This is a genomic window from Synechocystis sp. PCC 7509 (genome assembly GCF_000332075.2).
Taxonomy (GTDB): domain Bacteria; phylum Cyanobacteriota; class Cyanobacteriia; order Cyanobacteriales; family Chroococcidiopsidaceae; genus Aliterella.
Map to the genome: position 1 here is coordinate 2,559,063 of NZ_ALVU02000001.1, position 18,202 is coordinate 2,577,264.

Below are 18,202 nucleotides of genomic sequence, written 5' to 3' on the forward strand. Positions count from 1 at the left end.
TCAGTTAACTATATAGTTAGTTTTTAGTTGCTGCGTTATGGGCATAATTATACTTTTAAACTAAGCCTACAAGTGGTGGTGAATATGGCGATCGCATTACTAACTAAAGAAACAGCTAAACTTACCTTTGTAGGGGTTAGATTGCGATCGCATTCCAACTCCATTCTTTTAAAATAGTAGAATAATCAAAAAATATTACCTATGACGCAATCTACACCTAACCCCAATGTACGACGCGGTAGAATTTTCCCAGAGATTCAATGGTCGGAAGAAAAAAAGGCAGAGAATCGAGCAAGAAGGGAAGCTTTCTATCAACGCTGCTGGCCGATTTTTGAGCAGTTGAAGCCAGAAATATTAGATAAATACTACGGTTGGTATATTGCTATTGAACCAGATAGCGGCGATTATTTTATCGACAAAGATCATGAACTAGCAAGTCGAAAAGCACGGGAAAAACACCCTAATGTCATTCACCATATTTTCGGCATTAATGAAACTGGTGTCAGTGGCAGTATATGATCCGAGGGCGATTTGGAGACAAAGGACAAATATACTTCGATATCAATTTAATAGATGCAGATGGATTGAGTCTTTCTGTAGAAGCTATGCTAGATACTGGTTTTACAGAACTTGTAGCAATAAATAAACAAGATGTACAGAGCCTTGATTGGGGGTTTTTACGTCAAAATAAATTAAAGACAGCCCAAGGGGAATCATTTTTTGATGTTTATTTAGGTAGGGTAGTTATAGATGAGCATGAATTTGAGGTTACTGTTTTTGCTGGAGATGAAATTAGAGAGATTTTACTAGGTTCTCAATGGCTCAAAGTCTTTAAATTAACAGCAGATTATTCAGAAAACAGCGTAACTTTAGAGTAGGTTTGCCATAGTAGCTTATTTAATTAATAAAAAATGATTGGAGAACTAAATTTAACCACTCTTTTGCGGTCAATGAAACCTAAGCTTTTTGAAGAAGATTATGTATTTTGCTCTGTTCCTACAGAGCGAGTTGCAACACTTAATCTAATTCCTGTTTGTCAGTTTAGAGAATCAGAGGGAATGACTTTAATAATAACTAAACAGCAAGCAGAGGAAGTCAATTTAGATTATGAATTTGTTTGCCAAATGATTACTTTATCAGTTCATTCTAGTTTAGAAGCAGTGGGTTTTTTAGCGGCTATAACTAACAAACTAGCTGAAAACGAAATTAGTGTAAATGCAGTTTCTGCCTATTATCACGACCATTTATTTGTACCTGCAAACAAAGCAGAAAAAGTTATGCAAATACTTACGGATATGAGCAAGTAGTTGAAAGGCATTTGTAAAAAGCGCGATCGCCTATTATCTCATTATTTAAGATTGTAGTTTTGCTGCTTTGCGTTTAGCTTCTGCCTTTTTTTGCCACTTGTATGCTATTTTTGTTGCTATTTCACTCATTTCTCTTGCTTTACGTTCAAAATCTTTGGCAAGTTCAAGAAGTTCTAGCAGTTTCTTTTCATCTGGTAATTCTTTCATAATAAATTCTCCATTGTGATCGCACCTCCCCCTAACTTATGCAAATAAAAATTGAAGTATTTACTGTAAATAAGCGTTTTCCTTTAACTATCAGTCGCGGTACAACGGCGCAAACAACAAATATTTGGGTAAAAATAGCTGATGATGGCATTGAAGGCTGGGGAGAAGCTTCGCCTTTTTGTTTAGGAAACCATAGCCAATCTACGGAAATGCTCATTGAAGCATTACAAAAAATCGCACCAATCCTAAGTAATTATCATCCCTTACAAAGGCAACAAATTTCTCAATTATTGCAATCTTACTCGATTCCATCTTCAGCGCAAGCGGGTATAGATATGGCTTTGCATGATTGGTTGGGGAAACAGGTACAGTTACCTTTATGGCAATTGTGGGGAGTAGATTGCGATCGCATTGTCCCAACTTCGGTAACAATTGGTATTAATTCCCCCGAAAAAGCCCAAGAAAGAACCATTGATTGGTTAAACTTCGTAGATGTAAAGGTGCTAAAAGTCAAGCTAGGAAGCACGTTAGGAATTGCAGCCGATAAAGCGATGCTGTTAGCCGTCAAAGAAGTAGCACCAAATCAAGAAATTTTTGTAGATGCTAATGGTGGTTGGAGTTTAGAAGATGCGGTAATAATGAGCGATTGGCTGGGAGAATTGGGAATTAAGTATATAGAACAACCATTAGCAAGAGGAGAGGAAAGTAAACTATTAGAATTAAAAATGCGATCGCCTTTACCAATATTTGTTGATGAAAGCTGCATGATTAGCCAAGACATCCCTATACTTGCAAACTCTGTAGCGGGAATCAATATTAAGTTAATGAAAGCTGGTGGTTTAAGCGAAGCGTTGCGAATGGTGCATACTGCTAAAGCTTATGGGTTGCAAATAATGTTTGGTTGCTATTCTGATAGTACATTGGCTAATACCGCCGCCGCACATTTATCGCCTTTAGCAGATTATCTTGACTTAGACAGTCACTTAAACTTAACAGACGATCCTTTTAGCGGTGCAACAATGCAACAAGGAAGATTGCTGCCTAATGATAAACCTGGTTTGGGAGTAGAATATCGTGCGGTTGGGAATTAACCAAAAAGTTGCTATTTTGCTTCATGATGGCGTTAAAGGTATTTATGGCAAAACAGGATTAGCATTACTGCGGTTTAGCGATGCTTCTATTGTTGCTGTAATCGATCGCCAGTGTGCGGGAGAATCTTTATCGCAATTGACGGGAATTAATCGCCATGTACCAATTGTGGCGAGTGTAGAAGAAGCTTTAAGTTATGCGCCAGAAGTTTTAGTAATTGGGATTGCACCTTCTGGGGGAAAATTACCCGTTGAATGGTTGCCAGAAATAAAGCAAGCTATAGAAGCAGGTTTGTCAATTGTTAATGGTTTGCATACACCAATGGCAACTATGCCAGAGTTTCAAGCATTGAAAGCTGGACAATGGATTTGGGATGTTAGACAAGAACCGAAAAATATAGAAGTTGCTAGTGCTAAAGCGCAAACTCTTTCTTGTCAGCGCTTTCTTACCGTTGGTACGGATATGGGAATTGGTAAGATGTCCACTAGCTTAGAATTACATAAAGTCTCTCAAAAACAGGGAATGCGATCGCATTTTATCGCTACTGGACAAACAGGAATCATGATTTGCGGCGATGGTGTCGCTTTAGATGCGGTGCGCGTAGACTACGCTGCTGGCGCTGTAGAACAATTAGTTATGCGTTATGGCGATTGTGACATTTTGCACGTAGAAGGACAAGGATCGTTATTACATCCCGGTTCTACAGCAACTTTACCTTTGATTCGAGGTACGCAACCAACGGCATTAATTTTAGTTCACCGTGCGGGACAAACTCATGTTCGCAACCATCCAAATGTATTGATTCCACCGCTTACAGAGGTCGTAAAGCTCTATGAAATGGTGGCGACGGCTGGGGGAGCGTTCAAAAAAGTTAAGGTAAGTGCGATCGCTCTTAATACGGCGCATTTGGATGAAAACGCCGCCAAACAAGCTATAAACCAAGTTCAAGAAGACACTAATTTACCATGTACCGATCCCGTGCGATTTGGTGCAGAAATTTTATTAGATGCTGGGAAAACGAATTAGTCTACAATTTGCATAGATTCTACATAATTCAAATTGCCTCTAGGCGTATAAATAATGGATACAAAAGCTTTTAAAAAGTCGCTCCAACACTCGGAAAACTACCACCGTAAAGGATTCGGTAAAGCTGCCGAAGTTGCTACATTGTTGAAAACCGAGTATCAAAGCAATTTAGTTCAGCTTATCCGCGATAACAACTACACTCTTACGCGCGGGGATGTCACTATTCGTTTAGCAGAGTCTTTTGGTTTTTGTTGGGGAGTAGAACGCGCTGTAGCGATGGCTTACGAAACTCGTCAGCATTTCCCCACCGAACGAATTTGGATTACTAACGAGATTATTCACAACCCTTCAGTAAATCAACGTTTGCGCGAAATGCAGGTGCAATTTATTGAAGTAACTAACGGTAATAAAGATTTTTCCGTTGTCAATTCTGGCGATGTAGTTATTCTTCCCGCTTTTGGCGCAAGCGTTCAAGAAATGCAGCTACTCAACGATTTAGGCTGTAAAATCGTCGATACTACTTGTCCTTGGGTTTCTAAAGTCTGGAATACCGTTGAAAAGCACAAAAAAGGCGATTATACATCAATTATTCACGGCAAGTATAACCACGAAGAAACGATTGCTACAAGTTCTTTTGCTGGAAAGTATTTAATTGTTCTCAATCTCGAACAAGCAGAGTATGTAGCCAATTACATTCTTAATGGTGGCGACGCTGGCGAATTTATGACTAAGTTTAGCCGCGCTCATTCCGAAGGGTTTAACCCCGATGAAGACTTAAAACAAATTGGTATTGCTAATCAAACTACCATGCTCAAAAGTGAAACCGAGCTTATTGGTAAGTTATTTGAACGGACAATGATGCGAAAATATAGTCCTAGTCAACTAACCGAGCATTTCCAAACCTTTAATACTATCTGCGATGCTACCCAAGAACGTCAAGACGCGATGTTTCAACTTGTCGAGGAAAAGCTAGATTTAATGGTAGTAATTGGCGGTTTCAATTCTTCTAACACCACCCATTTGCAAGAAATCGCTATAGAGCGGGGTATTGCTTCCTATCATATCGACTGCGCCGAACGCATTGATACTAATGGTATCGAGCATCGCTTACTTGATGGTAATTTACAACTAACTCCGCATTGGCTGCCAAAAGGTGCAATTACCATCGGAGTTACATCAGGAGCTTCTACACCGGATATAGTTGTAGCAGATACAGTAGAAAAGATTTTTGCCTTAAAAGCAAACAATTAAGTTTGGATATCACCTTATAAAAAGCTGAAGAAGTAATTGCGCTTAGTTAAAAACTGCTAGTTTCCTGTATATTGCTCAGAGACAGAGTTGCAAATAAGTCTCTATGTTCACCAATTGGAGACTTATTTACTTTGGACTAAAATTTTACATTAGGAGTTTAGAGTCATGATTGCATTTGTAAATAGTTTTAGTCACGGTTACGAGGGGGTGTCTCAAATACTATTGAAGCTACCTATTAATTGGACTATTGTTGCTCAGACTTTCAAACAAACAGACTTAGTAGGGGATGTGCAAAAAGCTTTCGATCATTTTGTCCAAACTGGACAAATTTGGGCAATGATTACAGGATTAATTATTGGCTATTTATTTCGGAGCCTAACTACCTACTAATTATTTATTCATTATTCATTTATTGTTGGGCGTAGCAGTAGATAAAGACAATTTTTCATTTGCTGGCGCAACGTTGCATCTATTTTGACAAACTTAAATAGATAAAACCTTTACAATTTACTGCTTATTTATTCTATTAGTCAGGGACGAAAAACGTTCTTATAAGGTGCTGTGAGTCAACAACAAACTTGGAGTCAGCGATTTGAATCAGCTTTGCATCCGGCGATCGCAATTTTTAACGCTAGTATCGGTTTTGATATTGAATTAATTGAGTACGATCTTACGGGTTCTATTGCTCACGCTAAAATGCTGGCTCATAGTCGGATTATTCCCCCAGAGGAAGCCGAGCAATTAGTTCAAGGATTGGAACAAATCCGCCAAGAGTACAAGAACGGACAATTTACCCCAGGAATTGAAGCGGAAGACGTACATTTTGCTGTCGAAAAACGGTTAACGGAAATTACTGGTGATGTAGGCAAAAAACTACACACCGCTAGATCCCGTAACGATCAAGTTGGTACAGATATTCGCTTATATCTGCGTGACAAAATTAAAGCAATTTGCACAGATATCCGCAAGTTTCAACAGACTTTACTGCAAATTGCCGAGCAAAATGTTGAAATTCTTATCCCCGGCTACACGCACCTCCAACGCGCTCAACCGATAAGTTTGGCTCACCACCTCCTTGCTTACTTTCAAATGCTTCAGCGCGACTTTGAACGCCTGCAAGATGTATATAAGCGAGTCAATATCTCTCCCCTCGGTAGTGGGGCTTTGGCGGGAACTACTTTCCCGATTGACAGACATTACACGGCGGAACTATTACATTTTGATGGAGTTTACGCAAATAGTTTAGACGGAGTGAGCGATCGCGATTTTGCCATTGAATTCCTGGGTGCAGCTAGTATTATCATGGTTCACCTCAGCCGCTTGTCGGAAGAAGTCATACTATGGTCATCGGAAGAATTTAGGTTTGTCAAGCTGACAGATAGCTGCGCCACAGGTTCTAGCATTATGCCCCAAAAGAAAAACCCCGATGTACCGGAATTAGTTAGGGGTAAAACGGGGAGAGTCTGCGGACATCTGCAAGGGTTATTAATGTTGATGAAAGGGCTACCTCTGGCTTACAACAAAGACTTACAAGAAGACAAAGAAGCATTGTTTGACACTGTAAAAACTGTTACGGCTTGCTTGGAAGCAATGACAATTTTGTTTGAAGAAGGAATAGAATTTCAGACTAAACGCCTAGCAGAAGCTGTAGCAGAAGATTTTTCTAATGCCACCGATGTCGCCGATTATTTAGCAGCGCGGGGTATTCCCTTTCGTGAGGCTTACAATTTGGTGGGAAAAGTCGTTAAAACTTGCCTTGCAGAGGGGAAATTGCTTAAAGATTTAAGTCTGCTGGAATGGCAACAATTGCACCCAGCTTTTAGCGAAGATATCTATGATGCGATCGCCCCTCGTCAAGTAGTAGCAGCGCGTAATAGCTACGGTGGTACAGGCTTTGAGCAGGTAAAAAGTGCGATCGCTAATGCTCGCGTTCAAATTGAGGTTCAATCATGAAGTGGTACTTACTAGCGGTAATTTTTGCCTCTTTATTTAGCGAACAAACTATTGCTACGCCCCAATTAGCTCAAACAATTAATTGTGGTAAAGCTACAAATACCGTAGAACTTAATGAATGTACAGGGCGAGAAGCAAAAGCCGCCGATCGCAAGCTTAACCAAGTTTATCAACAACTAAGACCAAAAATATCTACTAAACAAAGGCAAAGATTGACTCAAGCTCAGTTAGATTGGATTAAGTTTCGCGATCGCACTTGTGAGTACGAAGCTGGAGAATGGGAAGGAGGTACTGGCGCAAGCGCCGCTTACCTCTCTTGTTTAGCAAGAGTGACGACGCAACGCACCGCAGACTTGCAACGTTACTTGGATAGATAAAAAAGTGGCAGCGATTAGTTCGCTGCCACTTTTTTTTTAAATTAATCGCGCTTTTAGTGCTACTTAGTCCGCAGCCGTTGTAGCTGCTCCTTCGTCTTCTTCACTCTTAGGCGATCTTTGATTAAACCTTCTTTGGAACCGCCCTGTAGTAGTCCGTTTACGAAACTTCCGGGCATATGCCTGGTTCCGTAGCGCCTTTTCTTTCTTGGGGTTACGGCGCTTTGCCATGTTCACCTCGTTAATAAACAACCAACAACTGCTTCTCTAATTTTAGGAGCAGTGCAAATCATTCATTCTAGCGGGATTAGCGTGTGCAAGTCAAATACCGGGGGCAAAAATTCGCAATTTAATCAAAATTTGATTAAATTTTAGACTTCCTGCACAAATAATTTTTTGCCCCTAGCCCCCAATTTTGGGGGAAACTGGATCTGAAGTCCCCCAGATTTTGGGGATTTAGGGGGCTATCCGGGATTATTGCGCATAGGTCTATTCAGTAAAATTTTAGTCCAAGTTTCCCAAAGCAAACTTTTTAGCTTTAAAACAGTAATAAATATATAAAAAGTTATGAGATACAAATTACTCGGAAATAGTGGGCTGAGGGTTTCAGAAATATGTTTAGGAACGATGAGTTTTGGGGAAGATTTTGGCTGGGGGATTTCTGAGATTGAAAGCCGCCAAATTTTTGATGCGTTTGTGGAAGCGGGGGGAAATTTTATTGATACTGCTAATGAAATTTACAACGGCGGTAGCAGCGAGAAGTTTTTAGGAGAATTTATTGCTACCAACAGAGATCGCATTGTTCTATCTACAAAATATACTGATAGCTTGCCAACAACCGATCCCAATCTTGCAGGCAATCAGCGCAAAAATATGGTGCAGTCTTTAGAGCGCAGCCTCAAGCGGCTCAAAACCGATTATATCGATTTATTTTGGCTGCATTCTTGGGACTTTGTGACTCCCATAGAAGAAATTATGCGGGCTTTTGATGATTTGGTGCGATCGGGAAAGGTGCTTTATATTGGTATTGCTGATGCCCCCGCTTGGGTGATATCTCGTGCTAATACTATAGCCGAGTTGCGGGGCTGGACTCCCTTTATTGCCACTCAAATTGAGTACAGCTTAGTAGAGCGAACTGCGGAGCGCGAACTTTTACCAATGGCACAGGAGCTTAATATTGGCATAATTGCTTGGTCTGTTTTGGCAAGCGGTATTCTTTTAAAAGAAAACACTCTCAATGGGCAATTACCTCTAGACGAACTAACTAATAGCGAATTTGCGATCGCAAGTCTTGTGCAAAAAATAGCCCAAGAAACTAATCGTTCTCCAGCCCAAGTGGCAATCAATTGGGTACGCAGCAAAGGAATTATCCCCATTTTGGGTGCAAATAAGCTGTCACAGTTGCAAACGGATTTAGCTTGTCTTGATTTTCAGCTATCTACCGAACACTTAAAAGCTCTTGATGATGCCAGCACAATTGAGCTTGGCTTCCCTCACGATTTTTTAGCCATAACAAAAGAATCAACTTTTGGAGGGATGTTTAATTTAATAGGCGATCGCGCTAGTAGTTAATGTGATGTAGAGACGTTGCAGTGCAACGTCTTTCTACCCTACCTAGGAAGCGTGAAGATAAGCCGCTAGGGCTTCAGAATCGCCGATCAGCTTGCTATTGATAAACACTTGAGGAACAGTCATTGCTCCGGTAACAGCCCGTAAAGAGCGGTTGGTAATGTCTTTGCCTAATACAATTTCTTCGTAATCCATGCCATGCTCACTGAGCATTTCTTTCGCACGAGCGCAGAAAGGACAACCTACTTTTGTAAACAAAGACACGACTTTGGGCTTTACAGCTTCGGCATTGATATAACTGAGCATTGTATCCGCGTCCGATACCTCAAAAGGATCGCCCGGTACATTTGGCTCAATAAACATCTTTTCAATCAAGCCATCTTTTACTAGCATCGAATAACGCCATGATCGCTTGCCAAAGCCCAAATCTGTTTTATCTACCAGCATTCCCATCCCTTCGGTAAATTCGCCATTACCATCAGGAATCACTGTAAGATTGTTTGCCTGCTGATCTTTCATCCATTCGTTCATTACGAAAGTATCGTTAACAGACATACAAACAATATCATCTACGCCATTTTCCTTAAAAACTGGCGCTAACTCGTTATAACCGGGGAGGTGAGTTGACGAACAAGTAGGAGTAAAAGCACCGGGTAAAGAAAATACAACTACCGTCTTACCGCCAAATAAATCATTGGTAGTTACATCCATCCATTGATTGTCTTTACGAGTACGGAAAGTAATAGCAGGGACTCTTTGCCCTTCAATATTAGTCAACATCAATTTGTCTCCTTGTTCTTAGGCTATTTTGTAAACTTATATAAAGCGTACTCATTATGAATACGCTTGTCAATAGTTTTAGCCAAAGATAGATTTAGACTTGAACGCCAATCGGACAAGAAACATTTGTGCCACCTAAACCGCAGTAGCCACCGGGGTTTTTGGCGAGGTACTGCTGATGGTAGCTTTCAGCGAAGTAAAATTCAGGAGCATCAACAATTTCGGTAGTGATTTCTTTGTAGCCTGCTTTAGTTAAGGCTTCCTGATAAGCTGCAATGGATGCTTCGGCAGCAAGCTTTTGATTATCGGAATAAGTATAAATTCCCGAACGGTATTGAGTACCGACATCATTACCTTGACGCATTCCTTGAGTTGGGTTGTGGCTTTCCCAAAAAACTTTAAGCAAAGTTTCGTAGCTGACAACCTTGGGATCGAAGACAACTAAAACTACTTCATTGTGTCCAGTCATTCCCGAACAAACTTCCTCATAGGTAGGATTGGGGGTAATTCCGCCAGCGTAGCCCACCGCCGTGGTATAAACCCCTTCTACCGTCCAAAATTTGCGCTCCGCTCCCCAAAAACAGCCGAATCCAAATACTGCCGTTTCCATACCATCGGGATAAGGGGCTTTAAGAGGATTACCGTTGACAAAATGGCTATTGGGTACTTGCATGGATTGCGATCGCCCCGGCAATGCTTTTTCGGCGGTAGGGATGGTTGTTTTTTTGCCAAGTCCAAATATCATAAAGATTTCTCAATAGCGCTCTACTATACGAATATAACTTACTGATTTGTTGCCTAGAGTCTTACTTAGGGGCGGTAAAGCGATCTATAGAGTCGTAATTGCACTGAGATCGTCCAGAAATTGTTGAGCCAAAATCGCCTTGAACTTGCTTCACGAAATGATATTTTGTAAAGGATTAAGGAGGAGTTAAAAGCGTAATTGGAACTTCCTCAACTTCTGCCAACTTCTCCAGCGTCAAACGACTTGATTGCCGTTCGCCCGATAAACGTTTTAATAATATTGGTCTAGGATCGTGCAATAGATAAATAATGCGATCGCCTTCTAGCCATTGGTCACTAGAAACCGCTATTTGACTTCGTCCTTCTCTTTCGACAAATAAAGGCATTAATTCCCCTGCTCTAATCAATGCTTGCAAATGCGCCTGTTGAAACTCCAAACCTGGCTCATTCAGCGTTGTTGTCCCTAACTTAACTCTGCCATTGGTGAGATAATCATTCCAAGTTTTGATTGCCAATTCTGGTAAAAATGCTTGACTAATTTTTGTCGTATTATTCCCGTTATTGGCTAGGGGAGTGCGGGGAAATACTGCTAAAACTCTAGGTGGGTTAAATTCTTCCGCCGCTCTTTGCGCCAACACAAAATTCACCTCTCCATTACCCGTCATAGCGATAAAAGTACCTATGGAACTAAGTCCTGCTTCCTCTAATACTTCTGGATCTAAAGCACTACTCAAGAAAAAAGATATATTTTCCGCTTCTGCTTGTTGGCGAGTTAAGGGATCGGTATCAATGATCGCTACAGATTCTCCTCGCTCTTTAAATAACCGCGCAATTAAAAGGCTCAAAGGATTGCAACCTACAATTATCGCTCCTGTTGCTTCAGTAGAGGCAATTTTTAGCCACTTAGCTACCAATCCAGCGCTTAACCCTTGACAAAAAACTGTGATGATAATTGTTAGAAATACTAAAGCTTTGATGGAGTCGCCGCCATTGATTCCTCGCTCGGTTAATAAAATTGAAAATAAAGAAGCTACCGATGCTGAGACAATACCTCTGGGTGCAACCCAACATAAAAATAGCTTTTGCTGCAAGTTCAAGCCGCTATTCCATGTACACGCCGCAATATTAATTGGCCGCACAACAAACATTAGTACCAATACTGTAAACAAGCTACCCCAGCCCAAAGCAAATATGCTAGCAATAGATAAATCCGCCGCCAGCAAAATAAACAGTACCGAAACGCCAAGAATAGTTAATTGCCCTTTGAAGCGTCGCAATAACCTTTCTTCCGGGATGGAGGACGAACCGAGTACCACACCTGCTACCACTGTCGCCATTAACCCCGACTCGCTGCGAATTAATTGCGCCAAGGCAAATAAACCCCATAACCCAGCTAATACTACTAAGTTCTTTAGCTCATCTGAGATAAAATGAGCGTGTTTAAATATCAAACTTAATAACCAACCACCTGCTGCACCAATCCCACCACCAATACCCAAACGCAAAACTAACCCGCTCAATGCTAAGACGGGATCGGCTTCCCCGTTTAAAATTGTGTCTAGGACAACAACCGCTAGAATTGCTCCTACTGGATCGATTAAAACTCCTTCCCCCTCTAAAAGAGTAGCCACTTGACGATCTACTTTTACATGGCGCAATAGCGGACTAACTACCGTAGGCCCTGTAACTACAACTAAAGCCGCATACAAAAAAGCGATCGCCCAGGGAAATTCCCCCAACCAGTGCGCCGCCATTCCACCACCAATTAGAGTAATTAACGGCCCTATTGTCACCAGGTTACGCAGACTTCCAGAGACTTTCCCCAAGTCTCGCATTTCCAGATTTAGCCCGCCTTCAAATAAAATTACCGCCGTTGCTAGGGCGACAATTACCTCTAAGCCTGCGCCTAGTAACTGGGGATGTAGCAAACCCGTACCGTCAGAACCTAGCAAAATCCCAAATAACAGCAAAAATACAATGCTGGGTACTTTAAGATATTCGGCGATTACTTGAGCGCCAATACCTGCAATTACAGCGATTGCGATCGCTAAAGTTATTTGAAAAGATGCTTCCATAGGCTAGATTTTGGCATTTAGCAAAACCTTTCATATCAAGATAGTCAATCTTAACTTTAAAATTTGCTCTTTGTTTTATTACCTGCTAAGTGCTGTTAGCTCTTTACTCGCCACTACCACCTTGATAGTTACTTTTGCAAGCTGCCAAAATCTGCTGATCGCTAGAACCAACCGCCGATAGCTGATGATAGTTTTGCAGCGCTACAGAATAAGGAGTAGTAATTTCATTGCTGCCATTTTCGCCCATTGAGCGATCGCCGATTGCTGCAACTTGTCGACCATCCGTGTTATTGGTTAGTTCTGCTGGATAGGCTTCTGTTTCCGGCCCATTTGCTAGTAATAACGCCAATTTCCCTGCCTCAATCGTACCGTTAAAACAATTAAATTCTGAGTTAGGTAAATAAAATGCCCCCACTGCTCTACCCTTGTTTACCTCAATAACTATGTACTCGTGTCCTATTTGTTGAGGTTCGGCTGATTGACCGTACAAGTAAATACCGTCCTTTTGGGGTAATTTACCTTTGGTTTCATACGTGTTTTTACTTAATTCGTCTCCAAGCACAGAAATTTTATACGGACTTGTACTAAGTAACTCATTAGTCAACGCTGGTGGCGCTACGACAGTAAAAATACTTAAAATTATTAGTAAGCTGGCTAGAGGAGCTTTGCTGTGATGCCGCGCCAAAAACAAATTATCAATATAGTTAAGCATCATCGATTCCTTTTTATTATCTAGCGCTAGGCTGGGGGGTAATGGTTCAGCCATGATTACAGCATACCCAATTAGTTATGCTTTATTGATACTTCAAAAGGGATACTTTGCTTTCCGTAAAAAAGCTTAACTTTCTCTCAACAATTGCGGCAAAAATCTCAAAAAAGTTACCCATAAACAATACCTCCTAAGTTTTAGGAGGTACGCAATTTCATTGAAGCTAAAAAATGCGGCAGCTTCTTCAACTAGCAATGTACTCTTGCACGTTCTCACGACGGCGGCGCAAGTGAGCTAAAGCCTGATGTTCTAGCTGACGGACTCGTTCTCGACTGAGGTTGAGTCTCTCGCCAACTTTGGCTAAAGACAATTCGTTACCGTCAACCAAACCAAAGCGTAGGCTGACTACTGAACGTTGTTGGGGTGTAAGTTCTGCTAATAGATTATCGATATCTTGACGCAAGGCTTCTTGAGTCATGAAATGATCCGGCGATGGGCCGTCATCTTCTAGCAAATCTTGCAATTCGGTGTCTTGATTGTCGCCAACGCGGATATCTAAAGATACTGGTTGACGAGCAAGATTCAAGTATTCACGAATTTGGGCGGGTTCTAGCTCTAAGGCTATGGCAATTTCATTGGCATTAGGACTTCGCCCTAATTTTTGCGCTAGTTCTCGCTGGACTTTTTTAATTTTGTTGAGTTTTTCGGTAATGTGGATAGGTAGCCTAATAGTCCGGGCTTGTTGAGCGATCGCACGGGTAATGGCTTGGCGTATCCACCAATAAGCGTAGGTAGAAAACTTATAGCCGCGCATCGGATCGAACTTCTCCACACCGCGCTCTAGTCCCATTGTCCCTTCTTGGATCAAGTCCAAAAATTCCATGTTCCGCTTTTGGTACTTTTTGGCGATCGCCACTACTAAGCGTAAGTTTGCCTCAATCATTTTTTGCTTGGCTCTTTTACCGCGCTTAATAGTTTCTGGCAACTCGGCGGCGGCGATATCTACTTGAGTCGCCCATTCATCAGAAGTTGGTTCCCTGTGCAGTTGCTTTGCCAGAGCTTCTTTAGCTTCTAGGAGCGACATCATTTGTTGTACTTGCTTCCCGTAAATAATTTCTTGTTCGCGGGTTAGCAGGGGTACGCGACCAATTTCTCGCAGATAGGTACGAACCATATCTGCCGTAAATTTGGTTCTATTAGTTTCGGTAGTGGTGTTAACAGTAGGCATTTGTGCGTCGTCAACTCCGTAGAGAATTTGAATGCTAAAGGGCTAAAACCGGACAGGAATCAAAGCTTATATCTAACTGGACATTAACTAATTAGTGTTTGAACATACATCCTACAGAAGGTGTAGAGACGCTGCCTCTCTAGAATAAGTTTCCCGTCCACTTGGGCTTAGTTAACTTAATCGAAGTCGGTATGACTTTATTATAGTGTAAATTTAGTTATTTGCATAAGTTTTAGAAAAGATGCGTTGTTAATCGCCCTTTGAATTAAAGAGGCGATCGCACTTATCTTATATATGATGACTTGACTTGAGAAGAAATACGTGCATTACAGCTACCGGATAACCGTACTGATTTGCGCTTCAAGATGGGGAGATATTACGAAGTGCTAAAATCCTAGATCGGCTTGAGCCAATTGCGCGGCGGCAAATACTTCCTCATCGGGCTTTTCTTCCCAAGCAACATCACCAATTTCTGTATAGAAAGTTTGATCGTAAGGGCGCGTTCTGACTACTACAGGCATGGGTACGGCGTGACCGAGAATTAAAGCTTGTTGTTTGGAGTCGAGTTTTGCAAGAACGCTACGCAAGGCTTGACCGCCGGAAACTCCGGTAAAAATCGCCTCAATATCTTTCTCATCGTTGAGTAAAGCTGTGATCCTTGTGCCAATTTGTGACATTACTTCGTTGTCAATTCCTGATGGACGCTGATCTACAACTAATAAAGTGACAAAATATTTACGCATTTCGCGGGCAATAATCCCGAAAATGGTTTGTTTTACAGTGGCAGGATCGAGAAAGCGGTGAGCTTCTTCAATAGTAATTACTAATGGATGAGGGCGATCGCACGGATTTTTGCTTTGTAAGAATTTCTCGGCTTTGTGGACGTAAGAGTGATGGATGCGGCGAGAGATAGTATTGGTTGCCAGCATATAGGAAAGCATATTTGACTGCGAACCAAATTCAATAACTACGTGCTTGCCAGCGTCCAAGGAAGCCAAAATTTTATCTATATAGTTATGCGGGCAAGTAGTCCGCATATACTTAAGATCCTCTAGGCGTAATAGTTTGCGCTGTAATGCCATAATTGAGGACTTGTTACCCCGTTTTTCCTGGCAAAACATTTCTATTTCTTCGTTACCCATCGCTAAAAGTTGAGTAATCCAAGACTTACCAAACTCGTTACGCAAAATTGTGGCATTTTCTAAACTTGCTTCTGACAAGTTTAATTCGTTGCGTACCAGCATGATGTCTTCAACTTCAATTTGGTCGTAACTTAGATAAAGTTCTTGAGCATCTCGCACTCCTCGGCGCTTGGTAGAAGCCGGATCGAGGGTGTATACCTGAACTTTGCCCGGAAATAGCTGGCGCAAGCCTTTAACGGTGCTAAATTGCTTGCCTTCCGATACTGCCTCCCAGCCATACTCAGAGTGCATATCGAAAATTAAGTTTACCGCCGCCTGTTTGCGAATAATCCCCGACAGTAGCAAGCGTGTGAGGAAAGATTTACCAGTTCCTGACTTGCCAAATACGCCGTTACTACGTTCTACAAATCGATCTAGGTCTATACATATCGGTACGTCCATGTCAAGAGGTTGACCGATCGCAAAGTTGCGTTTTTGGGGGTCATCTTCCCAACCAAATACGGCTCTAAAATCGCGTTCGCTGGCATCGTAAACTTGACTAAAGTGGCTGGGAATAGTTTTGACAGGTAGCAGTTCCATATTGCTGCTACTTTGGGGTTGAAAAGATGCTAATCCGCTTACACCGTGATGTTCCGATTGACCATTTTTATGAAAAACTGGTTCGTCTGATTCAGGGGTAAACATCAACATCGGTGTAAGATCGATAGTTCCATAAGTACCGCTTCCCGCCAAAACTTCGCGCATAAAGTCGTCGCTAGGTAAAGGCGGATTGGCAACAATTCGCTGGCTAGAAGTTCCTAGACATACATCCGTCAGCATACAAAAGAAACGCGATTTCATTCCTTCGACAACTAGGAATTTGCCAACGCGCATATCTTCGACTAAGACATCGGGATGCAAGCGCACCTCTAAGCCTTCACTGAGCGAACCTTGTGTAACTGAACCTAATGGCTGTCCCAAATTCATGCGAGTTATTTGCACTGCGTGGGTTATTGGCTTATCTTAGAGCCAATTAGGGCAAGCTGTCAGCCATTAAAGCCGTAAAATAATATTTTTGTACTACTTTAGTCAATATTAATCGACGTAGGGGCAGAACCTGTAGTAGTAGAGCCTGGTGTAAGTTTGCGATATTGACTGTACAAGCGATCGCGCCAACTAAAAAATGGTTGATAAGCTGGATCATCGGCTAAACCTGGTACGCCTTTCCCTTTGACACTTAAGGGTAAATCTAAATAGGGGCCATCGGGGAACTTAATTAACATTGATAGCCCAGCTACCGATAAATCTGCAAGGGTAGTGCGATCGCCCACTAAGTAAGGACTATCAGCTAACAGCAAGCATAATGCTTCTAAGTCTTGTTTTAGGTCAGTTTCGGCGGACTTTACTATATCGGGACTTGCGCCAACTCCAAAACCTAAAATTTTCAATACATCGTTGGGGACGGCTTCTACTAAGCCTTTGAGTAAGTCTGGCGTAGTATTGGGTAACAAAGCTTTGCGGAAGTTTTGATCTTGACTTAACGCACCAAATAGAGCTTTACGGCTTTTTATCCCAATAGATTCATCCGCCCATTCTTCTATAAGCAAGCATAATCCTCTTTGTTTGGGGTCAGTAGGAAGTAACGGACGCGCGGGATACTTTTCGTCTAAATACTTAGCGATCGCCGTTGAATCAGCGACTATATTAGCACCGTCTTTAATTACTGGAACTTTGCGTTGACCAGTTAGCCGAAATAACTCTACTTGTCCGATTCCTGGAGTTACTTCAATCTTGCGATAATCCAATCCTTTGTAGTCTAGGATTAGCCGCACTTTTTCGCAATACTGAGATAGTTCAAACTGGTACAATTCAATCATTTTGCGTAGTGGCTTTGAATTAAAGCGTCAATAATTTACTTACTATATGATTCCTTAAAACCGTCTATTTTGACAATCTAACTGCAAATTTTTCCAAAAATTACTTCTTTCTACCTCTTTAGTTATTCAATTGCAGTTTTGTATTTAGTTGCTAGATTTTTGTCTATTTGAGAGCTATTTTATTAAAAATAAATACTCTCTCAACCTACAGATTGAGAGAGTATCAATAGTTATTTAGTTTTTGCACAATTTTGTTATGCAGTCCGGCGAGTTACTAAACCCCAGATGAATAGCAAAACGATTGCCCCAATTACTGCAAAGATGATGCTAGGCAATGTCAACGCTCCTACTGAAGCTGCTGTTCCCACACCGCCACCAAAGAACAATCCACCCAACCAGCCACCAACTAGCGCACCTAAAATACCTAAAATCATTGTGGCAAGAATACCACCGCCTTGATGTCCTGGATAAATAGCTTTAGCGATCGCACCTGCAATCAAACCTAAAACCACCCACGCTAAGATTCCAAACATATTTGTTTTCTCCTTTTGTTTTTTATATCCCTGTTTCCTTATGTATAAGTTATCACTATCAATTATCGATTTCACTCTATCGTAAGTAAGAACCCAAAGGCATAGAAATATTGTCTATTTATTATTTATTTTTAACGTTTTATCCAACTGTTTTATTTAGCTCACAAAAAAATAATTAAGCAGATTTTGTTAAAAAAGCTAAAGATGTTTATAGAGCAAAGCAATATTAAAATAATTGATAACTTTTTAGCTATTAACTAACTGTAAATAATTAGTTAAAGAAACGCGATCGCCCAATATTGATGTTAACTAAAATAAAATAAATATCAGTCTTTAGCTAGATGTGGGTTGTATTTTGT

20 protein-coding genes are annotated in these 18,202 nt (G+C 41.2%); 10 read left to right on the top strand and 10 right to left on the bottom strand.

The annotated features are described in order from the left end of the window. Nucleotides 1-201 precede the first annotated feature (201 nt). From SYN7509_RS0212835 to SYN7509_RS0212845, 3 genes are all read left to right on the top strand, one after another. The gene (locus SYN7509_RS0212835; protein ID WP_009632659.1) at nt 202-519 is read left to right on the top strand and encodes a hypothetical protein; all 318 of its coding nucleotides are present in this window, start codon (nt 202-204) and stop codon (nt 517-519) included. 65 nt (nt 520-584) lie between these two features. Beyond that, on the top strand, nt 585-878 hold the full coding sequence (locus SYN7509_RS0212840; protein ID WP_202807231.1) for an aspartyl protease: 294 nt from the start codon (nt 585-587) through the stop codon (nt 876-878). A 33-nt stretch (nt 879-911) separates the two neighbouring features. Continuing rightward, nucleotides 912-1,307, top strand: a complete 396-nt coding sequence (locus SYN7509_RS0212845; RefSeq protein WP_009632657.1) for an ACT domain-containing protein — start codon at nt 912-914, stop codon at nt 1,305-1,307. Nucleotides 1,308-1,352: 45 nt separating this feature from the next. On the opposite strand, the gene SYN7509_RS30475 is transcribed toward SYN7509_RS0212845, so the two are convergent. Further along, nucleotides 1,353-1,514, bottom strand: coding sequence for a hypothetical protein (locus tag SYN7509_RS30475; RefSeq protein WP_009632656.1), 162 nt, complete (start codon nt 1,512-1,514; stop codon nt 1,353-1,355). Between the two features lie 38 nt (nt 1,515-1,552). Between SYN7509_RS30475 and SYN7509_RS0212855 the strand changes: the two genes are divergently transcribed. From SYN7509_RS0212855 to SYN7509_RS0212880, 6 genes are all read left to right on the top strand, one after another. Beyond that, on the top strand, nt 1,553-2,605 hold the full coding sequence (locus tag SYN7509_RS0212855) for a dipeptide epimerase (RefSeq protein ID WP_009632655.1): 1,053 nt from the start codon (nt 1,553-1,555) through the stop codon (nt 2,603-2,605). Then, nucleotides 2,589-3,629 (top strand): DUF1611 domain-containing protein, encoded by a 1,041-nt coding sequence (locus SYN7509_RS0212860; RefSeq protein ID WP_009632653.1) that lies wholly within the window; start codon nt 2,589-2,591, stop codon nt 3,627-3,629. Before SYN7509_RS0212855 ends, SYN7509_RS0212860 begins: the two co-directional genes overlap by 17 nt. Nucleotides 3,630-3,683: 54 nt before the next feature. Further along, the gene (locus SYN7509_RS0212865) at nt 3,684-4,880 is read left to right on the top strand and encodes a 4-hydroxy-3-methylbut-2-enyl diphosphate reductase (RefSeq protein ID WP_009632652.1); all 1,197 of its coding nucleotides are present in this window, start codon (nt 3,684-3,686) and stop codon (nt 4,878-4,880) included. Nucleotides 4,881-5,045: 165 nt separating this feature from the next. Further along, entirely contained in the window at nt 5,046-5,270 is a 225-nt protein-coding gene (locus tag SYN7509_RS0212870) for a hypothetical protein (RefSeq protein ID WP_009632651.1), read from the top strand. A 171-nt stretch (nt 5,271-5,441) separates the two neighbouring features. Continuing rightward, the gene (gene argH / locus SYN7509_RS0212875) at nt 5,442-6,833 is read left to right on the top strand and encodes an argininosuccinate lyase (protein WP_009632650.1); all 1,392 of its coding nucleotides are present in this window, start codon (nt 5,442-5,444) and stop codon (nt 6,831-6,833) included. Then, entirely contained in the window at nt 6,830-7,210 is a 381-nt protein-coding gene (locus tag SYN7509_RS0212880; protein WP_009632649.1) for a lysozyme inhibitor LprI family protein, read from the top strand. Before argH ends, SYN7509_RS0212880 begins: the two co-directional genes overlap by 4 nt. A gap of 63 nt (nt 7,211-7,273) precedes the next feature. Here the strand turns inward: SYN7509_RS0212880 and SYN7509_RS30480 are convergent, their stop codons facing one another. Beyond that, nucleotides 7,274-7,438 (bottom strand): hypothetical protein, encoded by a 165-nt coding sequence (locus tag SYN7509_RS30480; protein WP_009632648.1) that lies wholly within the window; start codon nt 7,436-7,438, stop codon nt 7,274-7,276. 336 nt (nt 7,439-7,774) lie between these two features. On the opposite strand from SYN7509_RS30480, the gene SYN7509_RS0212890 reads away from it, so the two are divergent. Continuing rightward, on the top strand, nt 7,775-8,779 hold the full coding sequence (locus SYN7509_RS0212890; protein ID WP_009632647.1) for an aldo/keto reductase: 1,005 nt from the start codon (nt 7,775-7,777) through the stop codon (nt 8,777-8,779). Nucleotides 8,780-8,821: 42 nt separating this feature from the next. Here SYN7509_RS0212890 and SYN7509_RS0212895 read toward each other — a convergent pair whose 3' ends face one another. The 8 genes from SYN7509_RS0212895 to SYN7509_RS0212930 form a co-directional block, all read right to left on the bottom strand. Beyond that, nucleotides 8,822-9,544, bottom strand: coding sequence for a glutathione peroxidase (locus SYN7509_RS0212895; RefSeq protein ID WP_227501558.1), 723 nt, complete (start codon nt 9,542-9,544; stop codon nt 8,822-8,824). Between the two features lie 106 nt (nt 9,545-9,650). Then, nucleotides 9,651-10,301, bottom strand: a complete 651-nt coding sequence (gene msrA, locus SYN7509_RS0212900; protein WP_009632645.1) for a peptide-methionine (S)-S-oxide reductase MsrA — start codon at nt 10,299-10,301, stop codon at nt 9,651-9,653. Between the two features lie 175 nt (nt 10,302-10,476). Beyond that, nucleotides 10,477-12,375, bottom strand: a complete 1,899-nt coding sequence (locus SYN7509_RS0212905) for a cation:proton antiporter (protein WP_009632644.1) — start codon at nt 12,373-12,375, stop codon at nt 10,477-10,479. 103 nt (nt 12,376-12,478) lie between these two features. Continuing rightward, on the bottom strand, nt 12,479-13,141 hold the full coding sequence (locus tag SYN7509_RS27655; protein WP_009632643.1) for a hypothetical protein: 663 nt from the start codon (nt 13,139-13,141) through the stop codon (nt 12,479-12,481). Between the two features lie 187 nt (nt 13,142-13,328). Beyond that, nucleotides 13,329-14,312, bottom strand: a complete 984-nt coding sequence (locus SYN7509_RS0212915; protein WP_009632642.1) for an RNA polymerase sigma factor, RpoD/SigA family — start codon at nt 14,310-14,312, stop codon at nt 13,329-13,331. 386 nt (nt 14,313-14,698) lie between these two features. After that, complete coding sequence (locus SYN7509_RS0212920) at nt 14,699-16,420, bottom strand: helicase HerA domain-containing protein (protein WP_009632641.1); 1,722 nt, start codon at nt 16,418-16,420, stop codon at nt 14,699-14,701. A 98-nt stretch (nt 16,421-16,518) separates the two neighbouring features. Beyond that, complete coding sequence (locus SYN7509_RS0212925; protein ID WP_009632640.1) at nt 16,519-17,310, bottom strand: glutathione S-transferase family protein; 792 nt, start codon at nt 17,308-17,310, stop codon at nt 16,519-16,521. Between the two features lie 254 nt (nt 17,311-17,564). Further along, entirely contained in the window at nt 17,565-17,843 is a 279-nt protein-coding gene (locus SYN7509_RS0212930) for a GlsB/YeaQ/YmgE family stress response membrane protein (protein ID WP_009632639.1), read from the bottom strand. Between the last annotated feature and the right edge of the window lie 359 nt (nt 17,844-18,202).

Excerpts from the sequence above, each read along its gene's own strand:
- SYN7509_RS0212845 (WP_009632657.1), top strand. The coding sequence starts at position 912 with ATGATTGGAGAACTAAATTTAACCACTCTTTTGCGGTCAATGAAACCT.
- SYN7509_RS0212870 (WP_009632651.1), top strand. The coding sequence starts at position 5,046 with ATGATTGCATTTGTAAATAGTTTTAGTCACGGTTACGAGGGGGTGTCT.
- SYN7509_RS0212880 (WP_009632649.1), top strand. The coding sequence starts at position 6,830 with ATGAAGTGGTACTTACTAGCGGTAATTTTTGCCTCTTTATTTAGCGAA.
- SYN7509_RS30480 (WP_009632648.1), bottom strand. The coding sequence starts at position 7,438 with ATGGCAAAGCGCCGTAACCCCAAGAAAGAAAAGGCGCTACGGAACCAG.
- SYN7509_RS0212925 (WP_009632640.1), bottom strand. The coding sequence starts at position 17,310 with ATGATTGAATTGTACCAGTTTGAACTATCTCAGTATTGCGAAAAAGTG.
- SYN7509_RS0212835 (WP_009632659.1), top strand. The coding sequence starts at position 202 with ATGACGCAATCTACACCTAACCCCAATGTACGACGCGGTAGAATTTTC.
- SYN7509_RS30475 (WP_009632656.1), bottom strand. The coding sequence starts at position 1,514 with ATGAAAGAATTACCAGATGAAAAGAAACTGCTAGAACTTCTTGAACTT.
- SYN7509_RS0212865 (WP_009632652.1), top strand. The coding sequence starts at position 3,684 with ATGGATACAAAAGCTTTTAAAAAGTCGCTCCAACACTCGGAAAACTAC.
- SYN7509_RS0212905 (WP_009632644.1), bottom strand. The coding sequence starts at position 12,375 with ATGGAAGCATCTTTTCAAATAACTTTAGCGATCGCAATCGCTGTAATT.
- SYN7509_RS0212930 (WP_009632639.1), bottom strand. The coding sequence starts at position 17,843 with ATGTTTGGAATCTTAGCGTGGGTGGTTTTAGGTTTGATTGCAGGTGCG.
- SYN7509_RS0212920 (WP_009632641.1), bottom strand. The coding sequence starts at position 16,420 with ATGAATTTGGGACAGCCATTAGGTTCAGTTACACAAGGTTCGCTCAGT.
- SYN7509_RS27655 (WP_009632643.1), bottom strand. The coding sequence starts at position 13,141 with ATGGCTGAACCATTACCCCCCAGCCTAGCGCTAGATAATAAAAAGGAA.
- msrA (WP_009632645.1), bottom strand. The coding sequence starts at position 10,301 with ATGATATTTGGACTTGGCAAAAAAACAACCATCCCTACCGCCGAAAAA.
- SYN7509_RS0212890 (WP_009632647.1), top strand. The coding sequence starts at position 7,775 with ATGAGATACAAATTACTCGGAAATAGTGGGCTGAGGGTTTCAGAAATA.
- SYN7509_RS0212915 (WP_009632642.1), bottom strand. The coding sequence starts at position 14,312 with ATGCCTACTGTTAACACCACTACCGAAACTAATAGAACCAAATTTACG.
- SYN7509_RS0212855 (WP_009632655.1), top strand. The coding sequence starts at position 1,553 with ATGCAAATAAAAATTGAAGTATTTACTGTAAATAAGCGTTTTCCTTTA.